The sequence below is a fragment of the Pseudomonas sp. Pmew2 genome (assembly GCF_058129885.1).
Genome location: NZ_CM176702.1, coordinates 5,639,382 through 5,662,818, shown reverse-complemented (window position 1 = coordinate 5,662,818; position 23,437 = coordinate 5,639,382). Strand labels below are relative to the sequence as shown.

20 protein-coding genes, 1 tRNA gene and 1 pseudogene are annotated in these 23,437 nt (G+C 55.8%); 3 read left to right on the top strand and 19 right to left on the bottom strand.

The features are described 5' to 3' along the window. Nucleotides 1-468: 468 nt before the first annotated feature. The 15 genes and pseudogenes from AC4ANK_RS26200 to rpsU form a co-directional block, all read right to left on the bottom strand. Nucleotides 469-684, bottom strand: a complete 216-nt coding sequence (locus tag AC4ANK_RS26200; protein WP_080719071.1) for a hypothetical protein — start codon at nucleotides 682-684, stop codon at nucleotides 469-471. Between the two features lie 120 nt (nucleotides 685-804). Then, nucleotides 805-2,136 (bottom strand): P-type conjugative transfer protein TrbL, encoded by a 1,332-nt coding sequence (gene trbL / locus AC4ANK_RS26195; RefSeq protein ID WP_460383692.1) that lies wholly within the window; start codon nucleotides 2,134-2,136, stop codon nucleotides 805-807. A 203-nt stretch (nucleotides 2,137-2,339) separates the two neighbouring features. Next, nucleotides 2,340-3,095 (bottom strand): P-type conjugative transfer protein TrbJ, encoded by a 756-nt coding sequence (trbJ, locus tag AC4ANK_RS26190; protein WP_002556080.1) that lies wholly within the window; start codon nucleotides 3,093-3,095, stop codon nucleotides 2,340-2,342. 113 nt (nucleotides 3,096-3,208) lie between these two features. Beyond that, the gene (istB, locus tag AC4ANK_RS26185) at nucleotides 3,209-4,018 is read right to left on the bottom strand and encodes an IS21-like element ISPsy4 family helper ATPase IstB (protein WP_005741073.1); all 810 of its coding nucleotides are present in this window, start codon (nucleotides 4,016-4,018) and stop codon (nucleotides 3,209-3,211) included. After that, a complete protein-coding gene (istA, locus tag AC4ANK_RS26180; protein WP_002551322.1) occupies nucleotides 4,015-5,037 on the bottom strand; it encodes an IS21-like element ISPsy4 family transposase in 1,023 nt (340 codons plus the stop codon). The genes istB and istA overlap by 4 nt, the downstream gene beginning before the upstream one ends. Nucleotides 5,038-5,091: 54 nt before the next feature. Further along, nucleotides 5,092-5,478, bottom strand: coding sequence for a conjugal transfer transcriptional regulator TraJ (gene traJ, locus AC4ANK_RS26175; RefSeq protein ID WP_460383690.1), 387 nt, complete (start codon nucleotides 5,476-5,478; stop codon nucleotides 5,092-5,094). 328 nt (nucleotides 5,479-5,806) lie between these two features. After that, on the bottom strand, nucleotides 5,807-6,049 hold the full coding sequence (locus tag AC4ANK_RS26170) for a TraK family protein (RefSeq protein WP_080053433.1): 243 nt from the start codon (nucleotides 6,047-6,049) through the stop codon (nucleotides 5,807-5,809). Between the two features lie 63 nt (nucleotides 6,050-6,112). Then, entirely contained in the window at nucleotides 6,113-6,952 is an 840-nt protein-coding gene (locus tag AC4ANK_RS26165) for a helix-turn-helix domain-containing protein (protein ID WP_002556081.1), read from the bottom strand. 4 nt (nucleotides 6,953-6,956) lie between these two features. Continuing rightward, nucleotides 6,957-7,175 carry a MerR family transcriptional regulator gene (locus AC4ANK_RS26160; RefSeq protein WP_003433273.1) on the bottom strand — a complete coding sequence of 73 codons (219 nt, stop codon included), beginning with the start codon at nucleotides 7,173-7,175 and terminating at the stop codon, nucleotides 6,957-6,959. 475 nt (nucleotides 7,176-7,650) lie between these two features. Continuing rightward, complete coding sequence (locus tag AC4ANK_RS26155; protein WP_050512918.1) at nucleotides 7,651-8,748, bottom strand: integrase; 1,098 nt, start codon at nucleotides 8,746-8,748, stop codon at nucleotides 7,651-7,653. A gap of 127 nt (nucleotides 8,749-8,875) precedes the next feature. Further along, nucleotides 8,876-8,952 (bottom strand) — tRNA-Ile (locus AC4ANK_RS26150). Between the two features lie 15 nt (nucleotides 8,953-8,967). Then, a pseudogene (locus AC4ANK_RS26145) lies at nucleotides 8,968-11,435 on the bottom strand (EAL domain-containing protein). A 277-nt stretch (nucleotides 11,436-11,712) separates the two neighbouring features. Continuing rightward, nucleotides 11,713-13,563, bottom strand: a complete 1,851-nt coding sequence (gene rpoD, locus AC4ANK_RS26140) for an RNA polymerase sigma factor RpoD (RefSeq protein WP_002551876.1) — start codon at nucleotides 13,561-13,563, stop codon at nucleotides 11,713-11,715. A gap of 67 nt (nucleotides 13,564-13,630) precedes the next feature. Beyond that, complete coding sequence (gene dnaG, locus AC4ANK_RS26135) at nucleotides 13,631-15,586, bottom strand: DNA primase (protein WP_031597121.1); 1,956 nt, start codon at nucleotides 15,584-15,586, stop codon at nucleotides 13,631-13,633. A gap of 509 nt (nucleotides 15,587-16,095) precedes the next feature. Then, on the bottom strand, nucleotides 16,096-16,311 hold the full coding sequence (gene rpsU, locus AC4ANK_RS26130) for a 30S ribosomal protein S21 (RefSeq protein ID WP_002551877.1): 216 nt from the start codon (nucleotides 16,309-16,311) through the stop codon (nucleotides 16,096-16,098). A gap of 198 nt (nucleotides 16,312-16,509) precedes the next feature. On the opposite strand from rpsU, the gene tsaD reads away from it, so the two are divergent. Further along, nucleotides 16,510-17,535: a tRNA (adenosine(37)-N6)-threonylcarbamoyltransferase complex transferase subunit TsaD gene (gene tsaD, locus AC4ANK_RS26125; protein WP_002551878.1), complete on the top strand. Its 1,026-nt coding sequence runs from the start codon at nucleotides 16,510-16,512 to the stop codon at nucleotides 17,533-17,535. 35 nt (nucleotides 17,536-17,570) lie between these two features. On the opposite strand, the gene plsY is transcribed toward tsaD, so the two are convergent. Beyond that, the gene (gene plsY / locus AC4ANK_RS26120; RefSeq protein WP_004660108.1) at nucleotides 17,571-18,140 is read right to left on the bottom strand and encodes a glycerol-3-phosphate 1-O-acyltransferase PlsY; all 570 of its coding nucleotides are present in this window, start codon (nucleotides 18,138-18,140) and stop codon (nucleotides 17,571-17,573) included. Between the two features lie 74 nt (nucleotides 18,141-18,214). Between plsY and folB the strand changes: the two genes are divergently transcribed. Together folB and folK are read left to right on the top strand one after the other, a co-directional pair. Next, complete coding sequence (gene folB, locus AC4ANK_RS26115) at nucleotides 18,215-18,568, top strand: dihydroneopterin aldolase (protein ID WP_002551880.1); 354 nt, start codon at nucleotides 18,215-18,217, stop codon at nucleotides 18,566-18,568. Next, nucleotides 18,559-19,083, top strand: a complete 525-nt coding sequence (gene folK / locus AC4ANK_RS26110; protein ID WP_002551881.1) for a 2-amino-4-hydroxy-6-hydroxymethyldihydropteridine diphosphokinase — start codon at nucleotides 18,559-18,561, stop codon at nucleotides 19,081-19,083. Before folB ends, folK begins: the two co-directional genes overlap by 10 nt. Before the next feature lie 96 nt (nucleotides 19,084-19,179). On the opposite strand, the gene AC4ANK_RS26105 is transcribed toward folK, so the two are convergent. The 3 genes from AC4ANK_RS26105 to AC4ANK_RS26095 form a co-directional block, all read right to left on the bottom strand. Beyond that, nucleotides 19,180-20,409 carry a multifunctional CCA addition/repair protein gene (locus AC4ANK_RS26105; protein WP_002551882.1) on the bottom strand — a complete coding sequence of 410 codons (1,230 nt, stop codon included), beginning with the start codon at nucleotides 20,407-20,409 and terminating at the stop codon, nucleotides 19,180-19,182. Between the two features lie 97 nt (nucleotides 20,410-20,506). Continuing rightward, on the bottom strand, nucleotides 20,507-22,069 hold the full coding sequence (locus AC4ANK_RS26100) for a SpoVR family protein (RefSeq protein WP_002551883.1): 1,563 nt from the start codon (nucleotides 22,067-22,069) through the stop codon (nucleotides 20,507-20,509). Next, a complete protein-coding gene (locus AC4ANK_RS26095) occupies nucleotides 22,066-23,337 on the bottom strand; it encodes a YeaH/YhbH family protein (RefSeq protein ID WP_002551884.1) in 1,272 nt (423 codons plus the stop codon). The genes AC4ANK_RS26100 and AC4ANK_RS26095 overlap by 4 nt, the downstream gene beginning before the upstream one ends. Nucleotides 23,338-23,437: the final 100 nt, after the last annotated feature.

Here is a 23,437-nt window from a genome sequence, read left to right as displayed (position 1 = left end):
TCCGTTCCTGTCCAGTGCTTTGACAGCAACCAGGCTAACAAAGGGACTACGTACGAGTAAAAACGTATTCCCGTTACGCGCTTTGGTTATTCTTAGGTGCTCTGGTCCGTGGTAGATATTGATTTTGGGTGTTATAGCTGATGCAGAATTTACCCAGCTGCCGACTTGGTGTTGCCCATAAGCATTCAGCATTAAGTCAGACCTGCAAACGCTTCACGAAGTAGAGGCTTGGGTCAGCGAAATTTCGGCAGATGGGTCAATTCTGCATCAGCGGCAACACCCATGTAGGCCTTAGTGTTGACCACTGATGATAAAAAGCCTCTGTTCATTCGCCTTCGCCAGATTGATATTGGGTGTTCCTGTGATTCTAGCGAAAAAATGAGGGTTGCGAAGCCGCCTCGGACCGCGCTTAGCTTATGCCGTTAGGTAAAGTGGGCCCCGTTTGGGCAGCTCCTTCGCCGCGAATAACTATCTATTTGTTCCGGACGGCAGCTCATCCATTGTTGTATTGGAGGGCATCAGTTCGTCGGGCTTTGAAGACATGCCAAGACCCGATATTTTTGCTCCATGTTTGTTGAGGATCGCTCGGAGGGTCGTGCGCGTGACGAAGATGGGCGGAGGATCGATGAGGCCGTTGTGATGGTCTACGAATCGTGGTTCGGTAGTAGGCGTCAGCTTTTCCATGCTTTGCTCCCGAGTCTAAATGACATAGATACCCGCCGCAGCTCAGTCGCGGTGGCCTCCGTGATATTTAATCCGGAGTAGGATCTCTGTTGATGAAGTCTGCAAACTCATCGGATCCACTCACGCTATCACCGTTGAACCTCTCGGTCTTGTCGGAATGTGACGGTTTGCGATTCTCATTGATCGAAGCCGCGACCCTGCCCCCGCCGTATCTGCTGCCGCCGCACTGGCTCGACTGCTTATGCTCTGGCCCACTTGTTCAGCGATGAGCGCCCCGGCACTTGCTGCCAACCTTCCAGTCCGGGCCACCCTCGAAGCATAGTCTGTGTTCTGTCCATTGCCCATGGCTTGCCCAAAAGCCGATTGTCCCGAACCACTCATGGTGTGCTCCTCGCTGCCGGAACTGTATTCAAAGCTACCTGTGTCAGTGGAGCCGCTGTCCATGTGGGCTTCGGCAGCTTTAAAGGCAGCCGTGAGTGCTGAAGTGCCTCCAGCTATCTCGTTGGCTCCCGCCAACGCGGTGCTCGCTGCCGAAGATACGGTAGAAGCAGCCATAGTTGCTGCTCCTATCGCAGCTCCAGCGCCGAAACTACCGATGCCTGAGGTCTGCCCTCCAGAGCTGATTATGCCGGCAAGCATTGGGGGTAGCTTATTGACCAGAGTGAGCAATACCACGGATGCGACCAGGAGTACGCATAGGCTATTCAGATCAGGCGTCCCAACTGAAAAGGCCTGGTAGTATTGGTCCAAAAATGATCTTCCTACACCGATCAGAAAAGTCATTGTGAAAAGCTGGATACCGACGCCAAGTACAGTTTTGTAGTAGTTAATCGCTATGTCGGAGGTCCATTGGCTACCGCCAAACCCTAGAAGGAAGATCCCGGCGTAGGCCAGCAACCATGCCGAGATGAGCAGCAGAAGCATGTTCACCGCGATCAGTGCAAGGATTACCAACACTACGATAGCTGCCGCGAGCATCAGGGCGGTGACTACCGGGTATAGCAGCGAGGCTGACTCGCTGACCTTGGTGAGAATGTTGAATCCTATGTCCACGATGCTCGACGGAGAAAGGCCGCTTCCAAGTCCAGAAGCGTTTGCGCTGATATCTCGCATGGTGTCGATGATGGACAAGGATATAGCTGGTCCATTGATTAGTAACCACCAAAAGAATCCCAAGGTTACGAAGAATCGAATGGTCTCGACGAAGAAGGCTTGGATGTCGGCGTTACGCAGGATCATCAGGCCATAAGTCCAAACGATGCTTATGGATGCTAACCCCCAAAACAGCCATGAGGCGCGCTCTGTGATCTCGTCTTTCCAAGTCACTGCGACCGTCGAGAAGTTATCCAGAATTTTGTTGAGCATGTCGCCGCTGTCCAGACCCGCTGCTTGAGCCGTACTGCTGAATGCTAGCGCGATGAGCAGCAGGTGGATTGGTAGTAGCCTTTTCATAGAGTCACCATTTCCTGTCTGAGCTTTGGGTGTTTTTATGCCCCAGGACACACGCTTCCTGGTTGTTCGTTTTAGACGACGCCTGCTCTGTTTGTGGCGCTCCGCAACCAGAGGGCATGCTGTCATCAGCGGCTCCGCAACCACTGGTCAGTAACGCGATGAGGACAAGCCACGTGGTTCGCCGAATGAAAGCATTCATATCGTCACCACTGCCTGTCTGCGCTTTGGCTATTGCGGCCGCTGAGAGCTTTTCGATCCGCAGCAAGCTTCTGAGCGTCACGATCAGCCTCCACCTGTGCGTTTGTTGCGAGCGCGTTTTGCTGTGCAATTAGCAGGCTGCGAATTTGTAAAAGCTGACTGGTTTGTGCGCTGGCAAACTGGTTTGCTGATTGAATAGCCTGCATCTGACCTGTAGCGCCACTCGCAGCACGCTGTATACCTGCAAGAGCTTGGGCATCGGATTGCAAGGTTTCTTGCTGACGCGAGACGCTTGTTAGAAGGGCGTCATTTGCCTTTTTTCTGGCGGTGGTGGCATCGCTCTGCGAGTCGGCAATTGCTTGTTGGTCTTGAGTCATACACGTGTCCATACCGATGCAGGGTGCTTTAGCGTAGTGAGCCGCATCCTGATAACGCGAAAGGTACTGCTCTAAGCTCCCAGCTTGATTTTTGTAGTAGCTGAGTGTGTCCTGAGCCGCGAGTAGCTTTGAAATCGTCTGGTCAGCCTCACTCCAGATGTAGGCCGCCGGCGCAGCTGTGTTCTGCAGCATGGTTTGATATTGCTGAAGCTGAATTTTGTACTGTTCAATCTGTTTGGCTACTGCCGCTACGTTCTGAATTGCGCTAATGGTTGTTTGGCTGGTGTTCGCGCCGTCGAATACCGGAACGCCTGCCATTGCGAGGTGAGGTATGGCCGCAGCGATAAGCAAACTAATCCATCGTGGGGTTTCGGGAATTTTCATTTGGACTCCAAAGGGTAGGGTGAGCGGAATTTTTTAGCCGCTAAAATTTCAGCGCCTGTACCAGTTGTCAACGCCAACTAAAAAGTGACCCCCTTCCGTGCTAAATCGCCAACTTAGTTTTGACCCCCCTCGGGTTCATATTTTCGAGCCGGTTCGGCCCGAGAAGATTTGGTTCCTGCTTTGCGCTTGTCCTTGAGTCGATAGCTTTCACCTGTCATCTGCACGATATGGGCATGATGTAACAGCCTGTCCAGCATGGCCGCTGTCAGTGTTTGATCATCCGCAAAGGTTCCGGCCCACTGGGTAAACGGCAAGTTACTCGTGAGGATCAGGCTGCCTTGCTCGTAGCGCTTGGCGACAACATTGAAGAACAGGTTGGCTTCATCACGACCAAACGGCAGGTAGCCGATTTCATCGATGACCAACAACCCAGGGGCCATCACCACACGACTGAAGTATTCCTTGAGCCGTTCCTGGCGGTGCGCAGCGGTCAGTTGCAGCATCAAGTCAGCCGCCGTGACGAAGCGGGTTTTGATACCGGCCATCACTGCCCGGTAGGCCAGGGCGATAGCCAGGTGGCTCTTGCCTACACCACTAGGCCCCAGGAACACGATGTTCTCGGCACGTCCAACAAAACTCAGTGCTGCCAGCTCCTGGAGCTGTGCCCGGGGGACGCCGGTGGCAAACGCGAAGTCGTATTGCTCCAGCGTTTTCACAGCGGGCAGCGCGGCAGTTTTCAGCAGGGCCTGTCGAGAGCGTTCACTTCGGGCATCGGTCTCGGCAGCCAGCAGCTTTTCGAGGAAGTCGGCAAAGCTGTCTTCGCCGCTTGCTGCTTGTTGGGCCAGGTGCGGCCAGTCCACCCCGACGCGCTCAAGCTTTAGCCCCTTGCATAGTTCTGTCAGGCGAGCATGTTGAAGGTTCATGCTCTCACCTCCAGCAGTTGCTCATAAACCGACAGCGGATGCTGCAAGCTCTCGTACGGCAGGACCCGTCCCAGGCGTAGGCCTTGGGCGGGTTGTGGGCGCAGGCTCTGTGTTGGCAGTGGTAATAGTACCTGCTGCTCTTGGGCCAGACGTACCGCCGGTTGAACACCCGTCGTGCCGTGAATCCGCTGATGAGCGACTTCGTCGAGCCATTGGCCGATATGTGCGTTGGCCGTCACCACATCCAGCGTCAGACCCGCACTCTTGAGCGTAGCGGCCAACGGGGTAATGAAACTGCCCTTCAGATACCCGTTGAAGCGCTCAACCTTGCCCTTGGTCTGGGCACGGTAAGGGCGGCAGACCTTGGGAATAAAACCAAACTCATCGGCCAGCGCAGCCAATCGGGGATGCCAACGGTGCTGGCCCTCCCCAAAAGCATCTCGCTCGGTGATGATGGTTCCGGCGTTATCAAACAATGCCTGCTCGGGCACGCCGCCAAAGTAAGCGAACGCCTCCCGAAGCCCTGTCAGCCAGGCTTCGCTGTCCTCTCGCTCGGAGAAACGGACAAAGCTTGCTCGACTAAAACCAAGTGTCGCCACGAACGCCTTAAGCGGCTGACGGCCTCGTCGAATGGTGGTGAAGTCCACCTGTATCTGCTTGCCGGGCAGTGTCTCGAAACGTACCACCGGCTCTTCTGCCTTACGTTTGAAGGGGCGAATATAAGCCTTCAGACGACTGACGCCGCCGCTGTACCCCAATGCCGTGATCTCACGCAGCAGGACGGTCGCCGGAATCCAGTGTGGGCGCGCCGCCTCAATACGCTCGTGCAGGTAGTCCTTGAAGGGGTCGATTTTGCACGGACGTGCGGGTCTCACCTTGTCACTGGGTAGCGACCGGGCCTTTCGCAGGTACTTGCGCACGGTGTTACGCGAAATACCCAGCTCACGGGCGATGAATTTGATGCCATGGCCCTGACGGGCCAACACTTTAATTTCCACAGACTGCTCCTGGGTCAACATATTGGCAGCTCAAAGCCGCCAGTTTTACCCAGGGGGGTCAATTCTAGGTTGGCGTTAGGGGGTCATTTTTACAGTGGCGGTGACAACCAGTCGGAGCATTTCGTCCTGGTTGGTCTCAATCCGCTTTAAAAGTGCGCGTACGACTGCGGGCGTCCAATTGCCACCACAGACAGCCAGCTTGGGGTCATCTGTTAACCACAGCTTTAGCAATCCACCTAATCTGCCTTGGTCAGCGTTAATCTTTACGATTTGCAATACATAGGTGGAATCCAGCGTGCTCTTGACCTCGTATCCGAGGCTCAAGCGGCGTAGATATTCCGCCACTGTCAGACCAACATTTGCTGCGTTCTCTTTAATCGTCTGCTCTTCGTCAGGTAGGACCGGCACTCGCAGATGCTTTCCGTATTTTCGTGTGTGTTCCTGCTGTTTGTGAGGACTCATTTTTAACCTCCTTCTGGTGTTCATAACGTCGCGGAAGCGACCTGCCTCGCAGAGCAAGACAGCATTGAGTGCCGCAGGCGCGAATACGCGATAGTGGAATTGGCTAACCGACTTGTCGGTTGGCTAACTTCACCTGTCTTGCCCTCGAAATCACCGTTGTTTAGCCAAACAGTGTCCATTTCTCCGAGCGAACTACAGCATTGTTTTGCCGCACAAAAGGAAACTAATCGGTAGAACAACGGAATTGTTCGGCAGATGAACGTGAAAAGCGGTATTGATCGCTGTAGCAACGAAAAAAGTCTGGTTGCTGATAGCTTGTTTGGTCTGTTTAGTGCGTCTTGTTATCCGCATTTATGAGTACGCGAGCATATCGGCGAAATGCTTGGTAACCGAAATTGATTACTCCCTCTTCGCTGAGTGTTTTCCAAATGCTCAGCAGTGAGCATCCTCGCTGAACTGCATCCTCTATCTCTGATCTATGTATGATCATTACCGCGCGGTGCGCCAAAGAACTTTCTGGTTTTGCGCTTTGAATTACACGCTCTGCGATTCTGAGGCTTAGTGATTTCATTGCGTTTCTCTGGTCGCCTTATTGGCCTTGCTCCGAGCGAGGCCCCTCATCTGTCACGTCGCATTAGGGCGACGAGTTTGGGCTACGCGTAGTTTTCTTTAATTTGCCTAGATACTCCAAGCCTACGTCAGAGCGCTTGCTTGCATTGACACTTGGGGGGCTGTCGCGCGCCGTACTAACTGATTTAGCAGGACTGTTCTCCTGAACGTCCTGTGACGTCAGCGCTGTAAAATTGAAGGCCCCTTCTCGGTACCGCTTGAGCGCGCCATGAAACCAGCGGATCGGCGTAGTCTTGATTGCCCCTGACTTTATCGCTGCACATAACTCGTCGAGCATGCGTTGTCGATCAAGTGGATCTACCTGCCCCAGTGCTTTGAAAACTTGCTCACTGGTTTCCGTAAGCATCGGAGCGGTCAGTCGCAGTTCCTGCTGGACCTCGCCAAGGATAGGGGGCTGGGTTGTAGTAGTATTTTTTGTTTTTGGTTTTTTTGTTTTGTAAGTATTTATAGGTCTAGGGTTATCCGAAATCGGGTCGCCCGAATGTGGGTTTTCCATATACGGGAGATCTTGGCTAATTTCGGTCACTTTAGAGTTTTCGGGCTGATCCCTCAGCCGCCATTCGTACCCAGCATAATGGCCGCGTGTATCGTATTTTTGCTCTACTTTCAAGTACCCAGCGTGCTGTAACTCCTTTATCCCGGACCTGATTGCGGTAGTCCCTGTTTTATACTTGACTGCCAGGCGTTCAACGCTTAGGTGTTCATAACCTGGCGGTAAAGAAAGCAATGCTGAGATTAGTCCCTTCGCCTTGAGGCTTAGATTTTCATCATTGATTATGTGGTTGGGTATCATCGTAAAGCCTCTTGATTGGCTTTGTCTTTCCACGAGCAAAGTTATAGACATACCGCTAGCCCTGATCGATGGCTTTGGCTACATCAGCAGTACGAAAATAAATTCTTCGTCCAATCTTCACTTTGCAAGGTAGGAATTTTCTAGAGACCTCGTTATCACCGCTCAAGCTAATCCGTAGACCGTCCTTGCTTCGATGAAGTACCTCCGCCAGCTGATCAATAGACAAGAGCGGGGCCCCAGAAAAAAGCGCGCGTATTGACTCTTCGGTTGTCATATTTTAAGTCTCGTTCGGTTAGCTTCAAATATCCTATGACAACTTCCACTGGTATTGGAAGCTTTTCTTTAAAATTATCTTGGCATCTATAACTTTAGCTAAGCTAGTTGGGGTGGTGTGACGTAAATTTTAGCGGCTAAAATTTTGTTCCTAATGGAAATGGCTGCTAGCTTTGCGGCCAGGTTCTCTGATCTGAGATGCGTGTACCGCTTCAGTATCCGCACTGATTTGTGGTTTCTACACTGGAAACCTCAAGGTCAGAAAGGCCGCCGTCAACGAGGGGGCTCACCACCCAGTACCTTAAACCATGAAATCCGGCGGCGTGAACTTTTTAACGAAAACTCCTGTATTTAGGAAGTCGGCTAAATTCGGAAACCCCAAGGGGGATTTTGTTAGTTCTAGAGAAATTTATTTACCACTTGATATTAATATTTATAACTTTAGCTAAACGTTGCTTTGGAATTAACTAAGAAGGTTAAATGGACGCGACGCGCTTTTTAGTCGCTAAATTTTTTTTCCTAATAGCCATAGCGTCCAGTTTTTCCACCAAGTCCTCTGACCGTAGGTGCGTGTATCGTTTCAACATCTGCATTGATTTGTGGCCGCTAATACTGGAAACCTCTTGGTCAGAGAGGCCTCCTTCAACGAGGCGGCTCACGGCCTCGTGCCTTAGGTCGTGAAATCTGAAGTCTGGCAACTCAAGCTTTTTAACGAGCAACCTCCACGTTTTGGTAAAGGCATAAGGGCGACGCTTTGTATCCTTGCCGGGTTCACCGAAGAACACCAGATTGCATTCACTCGGTCGAGCTGGATTTTCCATGGCCGATTGGAAGAGTGCTGTCGCTCGCTTGCTCAAAGGCACAGTGCGTTGTGCGTCGTTCTTCGTATCCACAAGCTTCACGATACGACGCTCCAGATCAACTTGGGATTTACGTAGCGAACTGATCTCTGCAGACCGCATACCTGTCTCTAGAGCGATACCAACGATCCAGCCGAGCATGGGGTTGCTGTGCTTATTCATGGCGATCAGTAACCGGCGCTCCTCGTCATGTGATAGCCGACGATTCCGGCCTTCTCCCGGGCTCGGCTTGCGGATGTTCAGGACCGGATTGAATGCGAGGCCCAGCCCCCACTCTTGAATTGCAACGGTGAATAGATGGCTCAGTAAAGCCAGCTCCAGGCGAACAGTGTTGTTGCTGGTAGTACCAGCGCGCCCTTTTTCATTCAGGCGCTTGTCGCGATACCCTGCGATGATTTCAGCGGATAGGGCGGCCAATGAATATTTGCCCAGATGCTCGATGAGCTTCTTGGCCTTCGAGGTTTCGCCACGCTGGGTGGTGGGCTTCTTGGTGGGGGTGATGTCACTCAAGTATCGCTTGAGGGCTGCCTCCAACGTCATGCGCTCGGAGCCGCTACGCTGGATATACACACCTCTGACCATTTCGTCTTCGGTGCGACGTGACCAGTCCTCCGCATCGCGTTTGGTGCGGAAGGTTTTAGCCACAGTTGGCCAGCCAGTTTTGCGGATCAAAGCCTTCCAGGTGCCGGAAGGAGTTTTGACTAATGTTGCCATCTGAAAGGACTCCAAAGGTGTACTGGCGCACCAGTACTGTACCGATTTTGTACCTTTGGACCATAGGACTGTATTAGTGGAGAACCACCCAGAAACGCGAAAGCCGCGCAATGCGCGGCTTTGAGTATGGTGGGCCCACACGGACTCGAACCGTGGACCAAAGGATTATGAGTCCTCTGCTCTAACCAACTGAGCTATGGGCCCTCAGTAGGCCGCGGATTATAACGGCGGTTTCGCGGCTGTGCTATCCGAAACGTCCGAAAGATTCATAAGAAGAAATCTCGCGCTGAATTCTTCGGGTTGAAGGGGCAGGCTGATGATGTAGCCCTGGATCTGTTCGCAGCCCTCGCGGGTCAGGAATTGCTGCTGTTCACTGTTCTCCACGCCTTCGGCTATAACGGTCAGTTGCATGCTGCGCCCAAGGGCGATGATGGCGCGGACGATGGCGGCGTCGTGGGTGTCTTCGGGTAGGCCGCGAACGAAGGACTGGTCGATTTTGAGGATGTCCAAGGGCAGGCGTTTGAGGTAGCTCAGGGAGGAGTAGCCGGTACCGAAGTCGTCGATGGCCAGTTGCACACCGAGTTTCTTCAGTTTGTGCAGCACTGCCAGCGCTTCCTGGGTCTGGCTCATGATGAAGTTTTCGGTGATTTCCAGTTGCAGGCAGCCTGGCTCCAGGCCGTTGTCGGCCAGTAGTTGTTCGACAAGGTTCGTCTGGCGCAGTTGAGCGCCTGCAAGGTTGACTGACACTGGGCCGAACGGCTGACAGGTTTTGCGCCATTTGCCCATTTGTTGGCAGGCCTGCTCCAGCACCCATTCGCCGATTTGCAGGATCATGCCGTTTTCTTCGGCCAGCGGTATGAAATGTTCGGGTGGCACGTCGCCGAAGGTCGGGTGGTTCCAGCGGATCAGCGCTTCTGCGCCTATCAGCGTGTGAGTCAGAAGGCTGATTTTGGGCTGGTAGGCCAGGGACAGCTGATTGCGGTCCAGCGCTCTTCTCAATTCCTGTTCAAGGGCAATACGCTCGCTGGCCTGTGTGGTCAGGTCGCAGGTGTAGCTTTCGACCCGATTGCGGCCCTTGGCCTTGGAGCGGTACATGGCGGCGTCTGCGTTTTTGACCAGTGTTGCTACGTCGGTGCCGTCAGTCGGGAAAACACAGCTGCCAATGCTCGGGCTGATGTAGAGCTCATGTTCGCCAGCTTCAAAAGGCGTGTTGAAGCAGGCCAGCAGTTTGTTGGCGATGGCTTGTGCGTCGCTGGGCTGCAGCAGGCCAGGTAACAGAACGATGAACTCGTCACCACCAAGGCGCGCGACCGTGTCGACATCGCGCAGGGTCTCCTTGAGCCGGTGTGCGATGCCCTTGAGCAGCAGATCGCCGACCGGATGGCCCAGGCTGTCGTTGATGTGTTTGAAGCGGTCCAGATCGAGGAACAGCACTGCGCCAAGGCTGCCGGATTCTTCGCTGTGCAGTAATGCCGATTGAAGGCGACTCTCGAACAGGGTTCGGTTGGGCAGGCCGGTGAGCGGGTCGTGGTGGGCCTGGTAGTCGAGACGCGCCTGGGCGTGTTTGAGGCTGGAGATGTCAGCGAAAACGGCGACGAAATGGGTGGTGAGGTTGGCTTTGTTGCGCACTGCATTGATCGTCAGCCAGCTTGGGTAGAGCTCGCCGTTCTTGCGTCGGTTGCTGATCTCGCCCTGCCAGTGGCCATCGGCTGCAAGTTGATGCCACATTGAGGCATAGAACGCGCTGTCATGCTGGCCTGAGGCGAGCAGGCGAGGTGTCTGGCCGATGGCTTCGCTCTCGATGTAGCCGGTAATCTCAGTGAAGGCACGGTTGACGGCATTGATGCGCTGGTTGGTGTCGGTAATGAGCACGCCCTCGGCTGTGCTCTCGAACACCGTTGCAGCCAAGTGCAGTTTTTCCTGCATTTGTCTGCTTTCGGTTATATCCCGTGCAATCGTCAGCAGGCAGTCGTCGCCTGCGATGACGATCGGGTGCGAGGACAGTTCGCACAGTCTGATACTGCCATCAACATTACGAAGCCGGGCCCTGAAGTCCCGGACGGAGCCGTGCCGCTTCAGTTGCTCAATGAGCCTGGAGCGGTCGCCCAGATCCACCCAGACACCCAGGTCGAATGTCGAGTGTTCAAGGCAGTACGCTTCGCTATACCCCGTGATGCGGCAGAAACCTTCGTTCACCTCTAAAAGCATTCCGTCCTGTTGGCGGGTGATAGCCAGCCCGTCAGGCGAGGCATGAAACGCCTTGGCGAATTTTTCTTCGGAAAGTTGAAGTTGCTGCTGGGCCTGCTTGCGCTGGGTGATATCACGCACTATCACAGTACGGCTTGCGTCGAGCTCTGGTCGAAAGGCTGGGCGGACATGAGCCCGGAAAAGGTTTCGCCGTTCTTGCGCCGAAAGGGGATCTCCAGGTTATGAATGTTGCCTGTCTGCAGTTGCTGCAAAACTTTTGGGCCTATACCTGGCACTGCCCACAAATCCAGTTGGGTGGGCGTTTTCCCAATCACTTCGTCAAGGGTGAGGCCGGTCCGTTCAACGAATGCCGCGTTGGCATCCATGATATGCCCGTCGGCAAGGCTTGCGATAATCATGGCATCCGGGCACTGAGCGAAGACCGAGGCGAATTTTCCCTCGGACAGGCACGACGCTTCCCGGTCACTGGTGTCGATTATTACTTCACGCATATGCGGCTTACGTCCGTGTCTGACTATCGCTGATATTGTTGTGGCGTGAATTTGTAACAATCACTGGCCAAGGCTCGACTGGCAAGCGCTTGTGTCCTGTGTGATACATAGTTGTAGGTCAATTCGCCATGGCCTGCAATTAGACCGACGTCTGACCTCTGTTTGATTTGATCAATTGACGACTGGACCTGCAAATCCGGATTTCTTTTTCCCGGAAACGCAAAACCCCCGGCAGGCCGGGGGTTTTGTTGACTCGCTGGTACGATTACTCGTCGAGGAACGAGCGCAGGTGCTCGCTTCTTGTCGGGTGACGCAGCTTGCGCAGTGCCTTGGCTTCTATCTGACGAATCCGCTCGCGGGTAACGTCAAACTGCTTACCGACCTCTTCAAGCGTGTGATCGGTATTCATGTCGATGCCGAAACGCATGCGCAGAACTTTTGCTTCACGGGCGGTAAGGCCCGACAGCACTTCGCGTGTCGCTTCTTTCAGGCTTTCAACAGTGGCGACATCGATTGGCGACTGCATGGTCGAGTCTTCGATGAAGTCACCCAGATGCGAATCTTCGTCGTCTCCGATCGGGGTTTCCATGGAGATCGGCTCTTTTGCGATCTTCAATACCTTGCGGATTTTATCCTCAGGCATTTCCATGCGTTCGCCCAACTCTTCCGGGGTCGGTTCGCGACCCATTTCCTGCAGCATCTGCCGGGAAATACGGTTGAGCTTGTTGATCGTCTCGATCATGTGCACCGGAATACGGATGGTGCGGGCCTGGTCGGCAATCGAGCGAGTGATCGCCTGACGGATCCACCAGGTGGCATAGGTCGAGAATTTGTAGCCACGACGGTATTCGAACTTGTCCACAGCCTTCATCAAGCCGATGTTGCCTTCCTGGATCAGATCGAGGAATTGCAGACCACGGTTGGTGTACTTCTTGGCGATGGAGATAACCAGACGCAAGTTCGCTTCAACCATCTCTTTCTTCGCGCGGCGGGCCTTGGCCTCACCGATCGACATGCGACGGTTGATGTCCTTGATCTCGGCTATTTTCAGGCCGGTTTCTTCTTCCAATGCCGACAGCTTCTGCTGGCAACGCTGGATGTCAGGCTGCAGACGACCAATGGCTTCGGCGTATTTGCTCTTGCCCTTGGCCAGTGCGTCAGTCCAGCTTTCGTCAACTTCGTTGCCCGGGAACTGGCGAAGGAAGTCGGCGCGCGGCATACGTGCATCACGTACACAAAGCTGCATGATGGCGCGTTCCTGAGCACGAAGACGCTCAAGGGCACCCCGCACACGCTCTACCAGACCTTCAAACTGCTTTGGAACCAGTTTGATCGGCATGAACAGTTCGGCAAGTGCAACCATTTCGGCAATGGCATGCTTGTCGTCGCGACCGAATTTCTTCAGCGCCTTGCGGGTGATTTCCATTTGATCGGAAACCGCACCGAAGCGCTGCTGGGCGATGACCGGATCGGGACCGCTTTCGACTTCGTCTTCGTCGTCGCTGGCGTCTGCCGATTCTTCCTCGTCGTCATCGGTGCCTTCGGCCTTGACGGCTTTGGGATCGACAGGCGGAGGTACTTCGGCAGGCGGCGCAATGCCGTCGTCCGGGTCGATATAGCCGCTCAGAACATCGGAGAGGCGACCGCCTTCACTGGTGACACGTGTGTATTCGGAAAGAATATGGTCAACCGTGCCAGGGAAGTGCGCAATTGCGCCCATCACTTCACGGATGCCTTCTTCGATACGTTTGGCGATTTCGATTTCGCCTTCACGGGTCAGAAGTTCAACGGTACCCATTTCACGCATGTACATACGAACGGGATCGGTGGTACGCCCGATGTCGGTCTCGACCGCTGCCAACGCTGCAGCCGCTTCTTCTGCGGCTGCCTCGTCGGTATCGGCGTCGGCCAGCATCAAGGCGTCCGCATCCGGAGCACTCTCGTGTACCGGGATCCCCATGTCGTTGATCATGCGGATGATGTCTTCCACCTGCTCGGGATCTGAAATATCCTCAGGCAAGTGGTCGTTGACCTCTGCGTAAGTCAGATACTTCTGCTCACGACCCAGGGTGATCAACTCTTTGATACGAGATTGCTGTTGCGCTTTTCCGGACATAACACCCTATCCACTGAAGGTCTTGGCGGGCAAAAAACAAGCCGAGGATTATACCCGAGCTATGACCTCACGCGCCAGTTGAGGTCGGGGTTTGTGCGGGAACATTGCGATTTAGCAGTTCCCTAAGCTGAATTTTCTCTTCTGCGCTCAACTCGGTTTGACGGGCCTTGCTGATCAGATGTTCCAGACTGCGCTCGCGTTGGCGAGCGGATAAGCTAGTTATAGTGTCGAAAAACTGTTGTTCAAGGTTGTCGGCCTCAATCAGCCATTCCTTTTCTGCCAGAGCGCGCAGCAAACGGCCCTGTTCAGTCCCGTGCCACCTCGCTATCAACTGTAACGACCGCAGGTTGGGATTCTTTTGCCTGGCTTCGATAAGGGCGACCAGCAGTTGCGCGTTAGATTGGTCTTCTGCAGCGAAATGGCTGGCATTTTCGACCTTTTCGGCCAGTTCAGGGTGATGCAGCAAGGTTCTCAGTGCGGCCTGCATGGGTGGCTCGACAGCGGTCGGTACACGCGGCGTTCGAGGTTCGAAGTCCTGACGCTTACCTTTTTTGCCCCAGGATTTGTTGTCCCATTTTTTTTGATTCTGACCGCCGGTTTTCTTTGGCGTCCATTCCTGCTGTGGCTCATAACCGCCTTGAGGCTGGTAATCGGCAAAGTCAGGCATGGCGTCGTAATCGACATAGGGGTCGTAGCTCGGTGGCGCATCCACCGGCGCGCTCTGTACCAACTGACTGACGGCCTCGCCGGTAAGCCCGGTAATTTCGGTCAGGCGTTGGCGCATCAGAATGCGCAGGTTCGCCCCAGGCACTTTATCGATGAGTGGCGCCGCGAGGGTGGCCATGTGCGCCTTGCCCTCCAGCGAGCGTGGGTCAGACTCTTTGGTCAGTTGCTCGAAAAAATAATCGGCCAGTGGCTGGGCGTGCTGATTGATGCGTGCCTTGAACGCGTCGGTGCCTTCGGAGCGCACCAGCGTGTCCGGGTCTTCGCCCTCGGGAAGAAACAAAAAGCGCGCCCGACGCCCGTCCTGCAGGTTCGACAGGGTGGCTTCCAGTGCCCGCCACGCGGCATTGCGCCCGGCCTGATCGCCGTCGAAGCAGAACAGCACGTTGGGCACGACCCGGAACAGTCGTTTCAAATGCTCTTCGCTGGTCGCGGTACCCAGCGTGGCCACGGCATTGCGCAAACCTTGCTGCGCCAGGGCGATGACGTCCATGTAGCCTTCAACGACGATGATTTCGTCGAGGTTGCGATTGAATTTGCGGGCTTCGAACAGCCCGTACAGCTCCTGGCCCTTGTGGAAAACCGGTGTTTCCGGCGAGTTCAGGTACTTGGGCTTGTCATCACCCAGCACGCGCCCGCCAAAGGCGATGACGCGTCCGCGCGAGTCGCGTATCGGAAACATCACCCGGTCACGGAAGCGATCATAGCGTTTGCCGGTTTCGGCGTTCTCGATCAGCAGACCGGCATCGATCATGACCTTTTGCTGCAGTGAGTCGCTGCTCAGGTGCTTGTACAGGTTGTCCCAGCCTGGCGGAGCAAAGCCCAGACCAAAGTCTCTGGCGATTTCACCGGACAGCCCGCGGCCTTTGAGGTAATCCACCGCTGCCTTGCGCGATGGATGGCTTTTCAGCGCCTGGCGATAGAACTCGGCGGCGGCGGTCAGCAGCGGGTAGAGCGGGGAATCGGTTGGCTGGCGGGGCTTCTGGCCTTTTATGCCCTGTTCGCGAGGCACTTCCATGCCTGCTGCTTTGGCGAGGTCTTCGACAGCCTGGGGGAAATCCAGATTGTCGTGATCCATGATGAAGCCGAGCGCGTTGCCGCCAGCGCCGCAACCGAAGCAGTAATAGAACTGTTTGTCCGGGCTGACGCTGAAAGAGGGTGTTTTCTCTTTGTGGAACGGGCAGCAGGCTGTGTAGTTTTTCCCGGCTTTCTTGAGCTGCACGCGCGAACTGACTACATCGACAATGTCGGTGCGGTTCAGAAGGTCGTCGATAAAGCTCTGGGGAATCAGCCCGGCCATGGCGTTCTCATCATTCAAGCGTGGTGCAAAAGTATCGGGAGACTCTACGAGCGTTCCGTCAGCCTGTCAGCCGTCTTTTTGAAGACGTGGGCAATCAACGGGCACGTCTTTGCATCCGATGGGCGGTGTGGGCCTGAAAGGGGAATAAACTTGAGCCTGCGGGCAGGTCATAAGGCTTCACGCTGGGTGTCCACCTGAGGGTGACAAAACCCGGATACATAGCCTGGGTGCACGGAAGACGCTGCCTTGGCTGAGCTTCTTGCGAAGTCATCAAGGCATACTCGTCTTATCATCGACCGGTCTGCTGCCCGAGTGGGCATGGCCGATGTAGCCTGTGAACAGGCTGGACGTGCTTGATTGAATGTCTGAGTCGCATCGGCGGCCTGGACGGGCTCAATCAATCTAGCTAACGCGCAATCCAGTTAACGCAAAAAAGCGAAGCTGGAACTGCCGACAGCCCGGCTGGTTGGCCGGGCTGTCGGCAGAAGCTTGCGACGAAGGTCTGTAAATTAATACAGACGAACGGCGCGGCGCTGTTCGCGCTGGACTTTCTTGGCGTGGCGTTTGACAGCAGCTGCTGCCTTGCGCTTACGCTCCGAAGTCGGCTTCTCGTAAAATTCGCGGCTACGAACTTCAGCCAGAACACCGGCTTTTTCGCAGGAGCGCTTGAAACGACGCAGAGCTACGTCGAAGGGTTCGTTCTCTTTAACTTTGACGGCTGGCATCCAGAGCTACCTTCATTCATTACCGGGGTCAACGCTTAGTGCAAACACTGCACAAAAGTACGTCGGTTTTTAAGGGGTGCGGATGTTAACCCCTCATTGAGAGGAATGCAAAGCCTCTGATCGAAAACCGCTGGTCGGCACCTCGGTCGACGACTATTATGCGCGCCTTCAAATCTGCCCCCTACAAGGCGCAACCCCATGCTAGTACTGGGATTAGAAACCTCCTGCGACGAAACCGGTGTCGCGTTGTACGACAGCGAACGCGGTTTGCTCGCGGACGCATTATTCAGCCAGATCGACCTGCATCGTGCCTATGGCGGTGTAGTGCCGGAGCTGGCTTCGCGCGATCACGTCAAGCGCATGCTGCCGCTGATTCGCCAGACACTGGCCGAGGCGGACTGCGTGGCCACTGACATCGACGCCATTGCCTACACGGCCGGACCGGGTCTGGTAGGTGCATTGCTGGTCGGCGCCTCGTGCGCTCAGGCGCTGGCATTCGCCTGGGATATCCCGGCGTTGGGCGTTCACCACATGGAAGGCCATTTGCTGGCCCCGATGCTGGAAGAAAACCCGCCGCAGTTCCCGTTCGTCGCGTTGCTGGTGTCCGGTGGGCACACGCAACTGGTACGCGTCGATGGCATCGGTCAGTACGAACTGCTGGGCGAGACGCTGGACGATGCAGCAGGCGAGGCGTTCGACAAGACCGCCAAAATGATGGGCATGCAGTACCCAGGCGGCCCGGAGATTTCCAAAGCGGCGATGCAGGGTGTGGCGGGGCGCTTTGTCTTTCCCCGGCCGATGACTGATCGTCCCGGGCTGGAATTCAGTTTCAGCGGGTTGAAAACTTCTGCGCTCAATACCTGGCAGCAATGTCAGGGCGCTGGAGACGACAGCGAGCAAACCCGCTGCGACATCGCTCTGGCGTTCCAGCAGGCGGTAGTGGAGACTTTGACCATCAAGTGCAAGCGTGCGCTCAAACAGACCGGCCTCAAGAGTCTGGTCATTGCGGGCGGCGTCAGCGCGAATAAGGCGCTGCGGGCTTCGCTGGAAAGCATGCTCGGCGACTTGCGCGGTAATGTTTACTACGCAAGGCCCGAGTTCTGTACCGATAACGGCGCAATGATCGCCTTTGCGGGCTGTCAGCGTTTGCAGGCAGGGCAGAAGGAAGATTTGAGCATCAGCGTGCAGGCGCGTTGGCCCATGGAGCAGTTGCCGGGGCTGTGATGACAGGCGAGGGTGCGATGATTTCAGGTTGCCCTTCAGAAATGTCGTTCGCGCCCGGCGAGCAGGTCGCGTAGATTGCCGCGATGGCGCCAGACGATGAGCAGCGTCAATACGCTCATCGGCAACAGCGCATGAGGTTCTTGCCATGCCAGTAATGGCAGGGTCAGCGGTGTGGCAATCAGGGCGGCGAGCGAGCTGGTACGCGTCAGGTAAAGCGTCAGCAGCCAGGCCGCTATGGCCAGGGCGGCTGCGGGCGGGTACAGCCCCAGCAGCACGCCGGCGGCTGTCGCGACACCTTTGCCACCACGGAAGCGAAAGTACACTGGGAACAGGTGGCCCAGCACTGCGCAGACGCCGATCCAGCCCTGTTGCGCGATGTTCAGGTTCCAGGCGCTGGCGATCAGGATTGGCAGCAGGCCTTTGCAGAGGTCGCCAAGCAGGGTCAGGATGGCCAGTTTTTTTCCGGCCAGACGCAGCATGTTGGTAGCACCGGCATTGCCCGAGCCACTGGCGCGCGGGTCTGGCCTGCCGCTCAGGCGGCTGAGCAGAATGGCGAAGGACAGCGAGCCAAGCAGGTAGGCGAAGGTGGCCAGTAACCAAAACATGCTAACCATTCCGGGCGAGGATGCCCTGATTCTAACGGCGCATCGCGCCCTTGTCGTGCAGTGGAGAGTAGTGCTTGGACAGAGTTTTCATCGAGGGCCTTGAGGTTGATACAGTCATCGGCGCCTATGACTGGGAGCGCGGCATTCGCCAGTGCCTGCGTCTGGACCTCAGCTTCGCCTGGGACAATCGCCCTGCAGCGGCAGGCGACGACCTGAGCAAGGCCCTCGACTACGCCAGTGTTTCGACACGTATTCAGGCTTTCGCCGAGCAGGCTCAGTTTCAGTTGGTAGAGACCTTCGCTGAGCGGCTGGCTGAAGTGCTGATGAGCGAATTCAATATTCCCTGGCTGCGTCTGAAACTGACCAAGCCGGGTGCCGTAGCGGCCGCTGCCGGTGTGGGTGTGGAGATCGAGCGCGGATGTCGCTGACGCGGATTTTCCTCGGCCTGGGGAGCAATATCGAGCGCGAACGTCACCTGCATGCCGGGCTGGATGCGCTGGATGGCTTTCTGACTGACCTCAGTTGCTCGCCGGTTTTTGAAAGCCATGCGGTGGGTATCAAGAGCGGGCCATTCTTCAATCTGGTGGTGTCGGCGTTGACCGATCTGCCGTTGATGGAGCTTGATCGCCGCCTGAAATTCATCGAGGCCGACAATGGCCGCTATGCCCCGGATCGCAAAGGGCTGCCGCTGGATATCGATGTGCTGTTGTATGGCGAGCAGGTCGGCAATTTTGACGGGCTGATTTTGCCGAGAGCGGAAATTCTGAAGAATGCCTTTGTGCTGTGCCCATTGGCATTGATTGCCCCTGAGCGTCTGCATCCGGGTGTGGGGATTGCATTCAGCAAGCTCTGGGCTGACGCGCAGATCGATCAGCAGCTCTGGCCTGTGGCTTTTGAATGGCGCGGCGTGGGCCTTACGCCTGAGAGTCTGCTGCGTAGCTGAGTGGGTTCGTGTTTCTCGGGTGCTGAAGATCGGACGCAGAGCGTCCAGGGCTGCGCTCCCACGCTGGTGCGTGGGAGCGATAGTAGTCAGTTAGAGTCAGGCGACGTGCTCCGCCTTATAGATTTTCAGCGCCTTGAGCCGTTCGTTCTTTAGCGCGTCGCCCAGTTCCTTGCCCTTGAAGCCCTTCTCCAGCAGCGGCTGTACTGACACCGTTCGAGCGGCCTGTGCTGCACCGCGCAGGTAATCAGCCTGTGGATAACTGCGTTGTTCGAAGCCGTGACGTCCTCGCGCGTCCATCTCGCACGCCGCAATGAACTCTTCAAAACGTTGCGGGCGGCGGTAGACGTCGACACTTTGCAGCAGCTCCAGCAAAGTCGAGGGTTTCAGTTCCAGCGCCCGATGGCCGTGGGTGTGGTACTGGCCGACCAGCAGTGCCAGTTCCTGACATTCCCTGGGCACCCGAAAACGCTCGTTGACCGCTTTAATCAGGCGCAGGCCGGTATGTTCATGGGCAATGTGCCTGGGCCATTCGGCTTCTGGCGTCAGCCCTTTGCCCAGATCGTGCAGCAGGCAGGCCCAGCGTACGGTCAGCGGGTGTTTGTGAATCGCAGATTGCTCTAGCACGCTGAGGACGTGTACGCCGGTGTCAATTTCCGGATGATGCGTAGCGGGCTGCGGTACACCAAACAATGCCTCGACCTCAGGCATCAGTTCCTTGAGCGCGCCGCAGTCGTGCAGTACCTGGATGAACACCTGAGGCTGCTCTTCCATGAGGGCGCGTGAGATTTCCTTCCAGCTTCGCTCGGCGGTCAGCGCCTTGAGTTCGCCGGATTCACTGAGCTGGCGCATCAGCCCCAAGGTCTCGGGTGCGATGGTGAAACCGTAACGTGCGTAGCGCGCTGCGAACCGGGCCACGCGCAAGACCCTAAGCGGATCTTCGGCGAATGCGGGGGAAACGTGGCGCAATATTCGCGCTTCAAGGTCTTTCTGACCGTTATACGGGTCGGTCAGGTTTCCGTCCTTGTCTTCGGCCATGGCATTGATCGTCAGGTCGCGCCGAATCAGGTCCTGCTCAAGCGTTACCTCGGGGCTTGCATGAAAAACAAAGCCTCCATAGCCCACGCCGCTTTTGCGCTCGGTGCGCGCCAGCGCGTATTCCTCATTGGTCAGCGGGTGCAGAAACACCGGGAAGTATGTGCCGACCGGGCGATAGCCCTTGACCAGCATGTCCTCAGTGCTCGCGCCGACCACGACCCAATCAATATCAGTGACAGGTTGACCCAAGAGGCGGTCGCGTACAGCACCGCCCACTTTATAAATCTGCATAAAAAGCCTCCGTAAGCGCGACAGGATAAACCTTGTGCCGTGCTTGCGGAGGCTAAAGCTGCATGAGCAGCCGTTTAAACAGCCTTTACCCTAACGTCTAAAGATGGACGACCGCCATATCAAGCCGGGGATACTCACTGTCGGCATGCTCGCCTTTTGGAGGTACGTGATGGGTCTTGACCACCTGATCGCCCTGCAGGGTTTCGAGATGGATATCAAAGCCCCACAGCCGGTGCAGGTGCTTGAGCACCTCGTCTGTCGAATCGCCCAGCGGTTTTCGGTTGTGCTGTTGGTGGCGCAGGGTCAGCGAGCGATCGCCTCGGCGGTCGATGCTGTAGATCTGCACGTTGGGCTCCCGATTGCCCAGGTTGTATTGCGCAGCGAGGATCTCGCGAATGGTCCGATAACCGTTTTCATCATGAATGGCAGGCACCAGCAGGTCTTCCTGCTGGTCGTCGTCCATGATGCTGAACAGCTTGAGGTCGCGAATCACCTTGGGCGACAAGTATTGGAGAATGAAGCTCTCGTCCTTGAAGCTGGTCATCGCAAACTTGATCGCCGTCAGCCAGTCGGTGCCGGCAATTTCCGGAAACCACTGCCGGTCCTCATCGGTAGGGTTTTCGCACATCCGGCGTATGTCCTGATACATGGCAAAGCCCAGCGCGTAGGGATTGATGCCGCTGTAGTAGGGGCTGTCAAAACCGGGCTGGAAAATCACGCTGGTGTGCGACTGCAGAAACTCCATCATGAAGCCGTCGGTGACCAGTCCTTCGTCGTACAGGTCGTTCATCAGCGTGTAATGCCAGAACGTTGCCCAGCCTTCGTTCATCACCTGGGTCTGGCGCTGTGGATAAAAGTACTGCGCGATCTTGCGCACAATGCGCACCACTTCGCGCTGCCAGGGCTCCAGCAGCGGCGCGTGTTTCTCGATGAAATAGAGAATGTTTTCCTGCGGCTCGGCAGGAAAGCGTGCGTTGTCCTCTTTGCTGTTTTTTTCGGCGTTCTTCGGAATAGTGCGCCAAAGATCGTTGATCTGGCGCTGAAGATGTTCTTCCCTATCCTTCTGACGCCGCCGTTCCTCTTCAGCGGAAATCGGATACGGACGCTTGTAGCGGTCCACGCCGTAGTTCATCAACGCGTGGCACGAGTCGAGCAAATCTTCCACGGCGTCGATGCCATGCCGCTCCTCGCATTGCATGATGTACTGCTTGGCGAACACCAGATAATCAATGATCGAGCTGGCGTCGGTCCAGGTGCGGAACAGGTAATTGCCCTTGAAGAAGCTGTTGTGGCCATAGCAGGCGTGCGCAACGACCAGCGCCTGCATGCAGATGGTGTTTTCTTCCATCAGGTAGGCAATGCACGGGTCCGAGTTGATCACAATCTCGTACGCCAGCCCCATCTGGCCACGCGAATAGGATTTTTCAGTGCTGAGGAAGTGTTTGCCGTATGACCAGTGATGGTAGCCCAGGGGCATGCCCACCGAGGCGTAGGCATCCATCATCTGTTCGGCAGTGATCACCTCAATCTGGTTGGGATAGGTGTCCAGAGCATACCGCTCGGCAATTCTGCCGATCTCACGGTCGTAGGCCCGGATCAGTTCAAATGTCCACTCTGACCCCGTGGAAAGGGGTTGGCGCTTCTGCTCTCTGGCGGTCATGACACTAACCTTCGCTGGAAGAGTTCGCGGAATACCGGATAGATATCACCGGCAGAGACCAGCTGCTGCTGGGCGAACGTGTCGGCGTAGTCTTCACCGATACGCTCGTATTCGTACCACAAGGCCTGGTGCTCACGCGGCGTGATCTCCACGTACGTGTAGTACTGCACGAAGGGCATGATCTGTTTGGTCAGGATTTCCCGGCAAATGGGCGAATCGTCGTTCCAGTTGTCTCCGTCCGAGGCCTGTGCCGCGTAAATATTCCAGTCGCTGCTTGGGTAGCGTTCGGCCATGATCTCCTGCATCAGTTTCAATGCGCTGGAAACGATGGTGCCGCCGGTTTCCCGGGAATAGAAAAACTCTTCTTCGTCCACTTCCCGGGCGCTGGTGTGGTGGCGAATGAACACAACATCGATCTTGTCGTAATTACGCTTGAGAAACAGGTACAGCAGGATGAAGAAGCGCTTGGCGATGTCTTTGGTCGCCTGGGTCATGGATCCGGAGACGTCCATCAGGCAAAACATGACCGCTTTGGAACTGGGGTTGGGTTGTTTGACCAGCAGGTTGTACTTGAGGTCGAACGTATCGAGATACGGTACGCGACGAATACGTGCTTTCAGTCGATCGATTTCTACTTCCAGTTCCTGAATATCGCCGAAGTTGTCGGGCTCTTCGCGCTTCATACGCTCAAGCTCGACAGTTGCCTCTTTGAGTTTTGCCCGACTGCTGCCGGACAGCGCAATGCGTCGCGCATGCGCCGAGCGCAGGGTACGGATGATGTTGATGCGTGAAGGGTTGCCTTCGTTGCTGATACCCGCGCGCACGGTCTTGAAGGTGTCGGTACCGGTCAGGTTGCGCTTGACCAGGTTCGGCAGCTCCAGGTCTTCGAACATGAACTCGAGAAACTCTTCCTGAGTAATCTGAAACGAGAACTCATCCATGCCTTCGCCGGAGTTGCCTGCCTTGCCAGGCCCTTTGCCGCCACCGCCGCCTTGAGGGCGGGCGATGTGCTCGCCTGTGGTGAACTCCTTGTTGCCTGGATGAACAACGGTCTGTTTGCCGCCACGACCGTGATGCAACACCGGTTCGTCAATGTCGCGTCCGGGAATACTGATCTGCTCGCCGTGTTCCATGTCAGTAATGGAGCGCCGGCTGACCGCTTCCTCCACTGCCTTTTTAATGTGGTCACGGTAACGACGCAGAAACCGCTGCCGGTTTACCGTGCTCTTGTTCTTGCCGTTGAGACGTCGGTCGATCACATAGCTCATAGGCTCCTCCGGGGAGCTTCAAGTTGTAAGCTTCAAGCTGCAAGCGAGCGCGCCATCGATCCCGAAGCCGGGCCTCGATCGCTTTTCGCTTGCAGCTGAT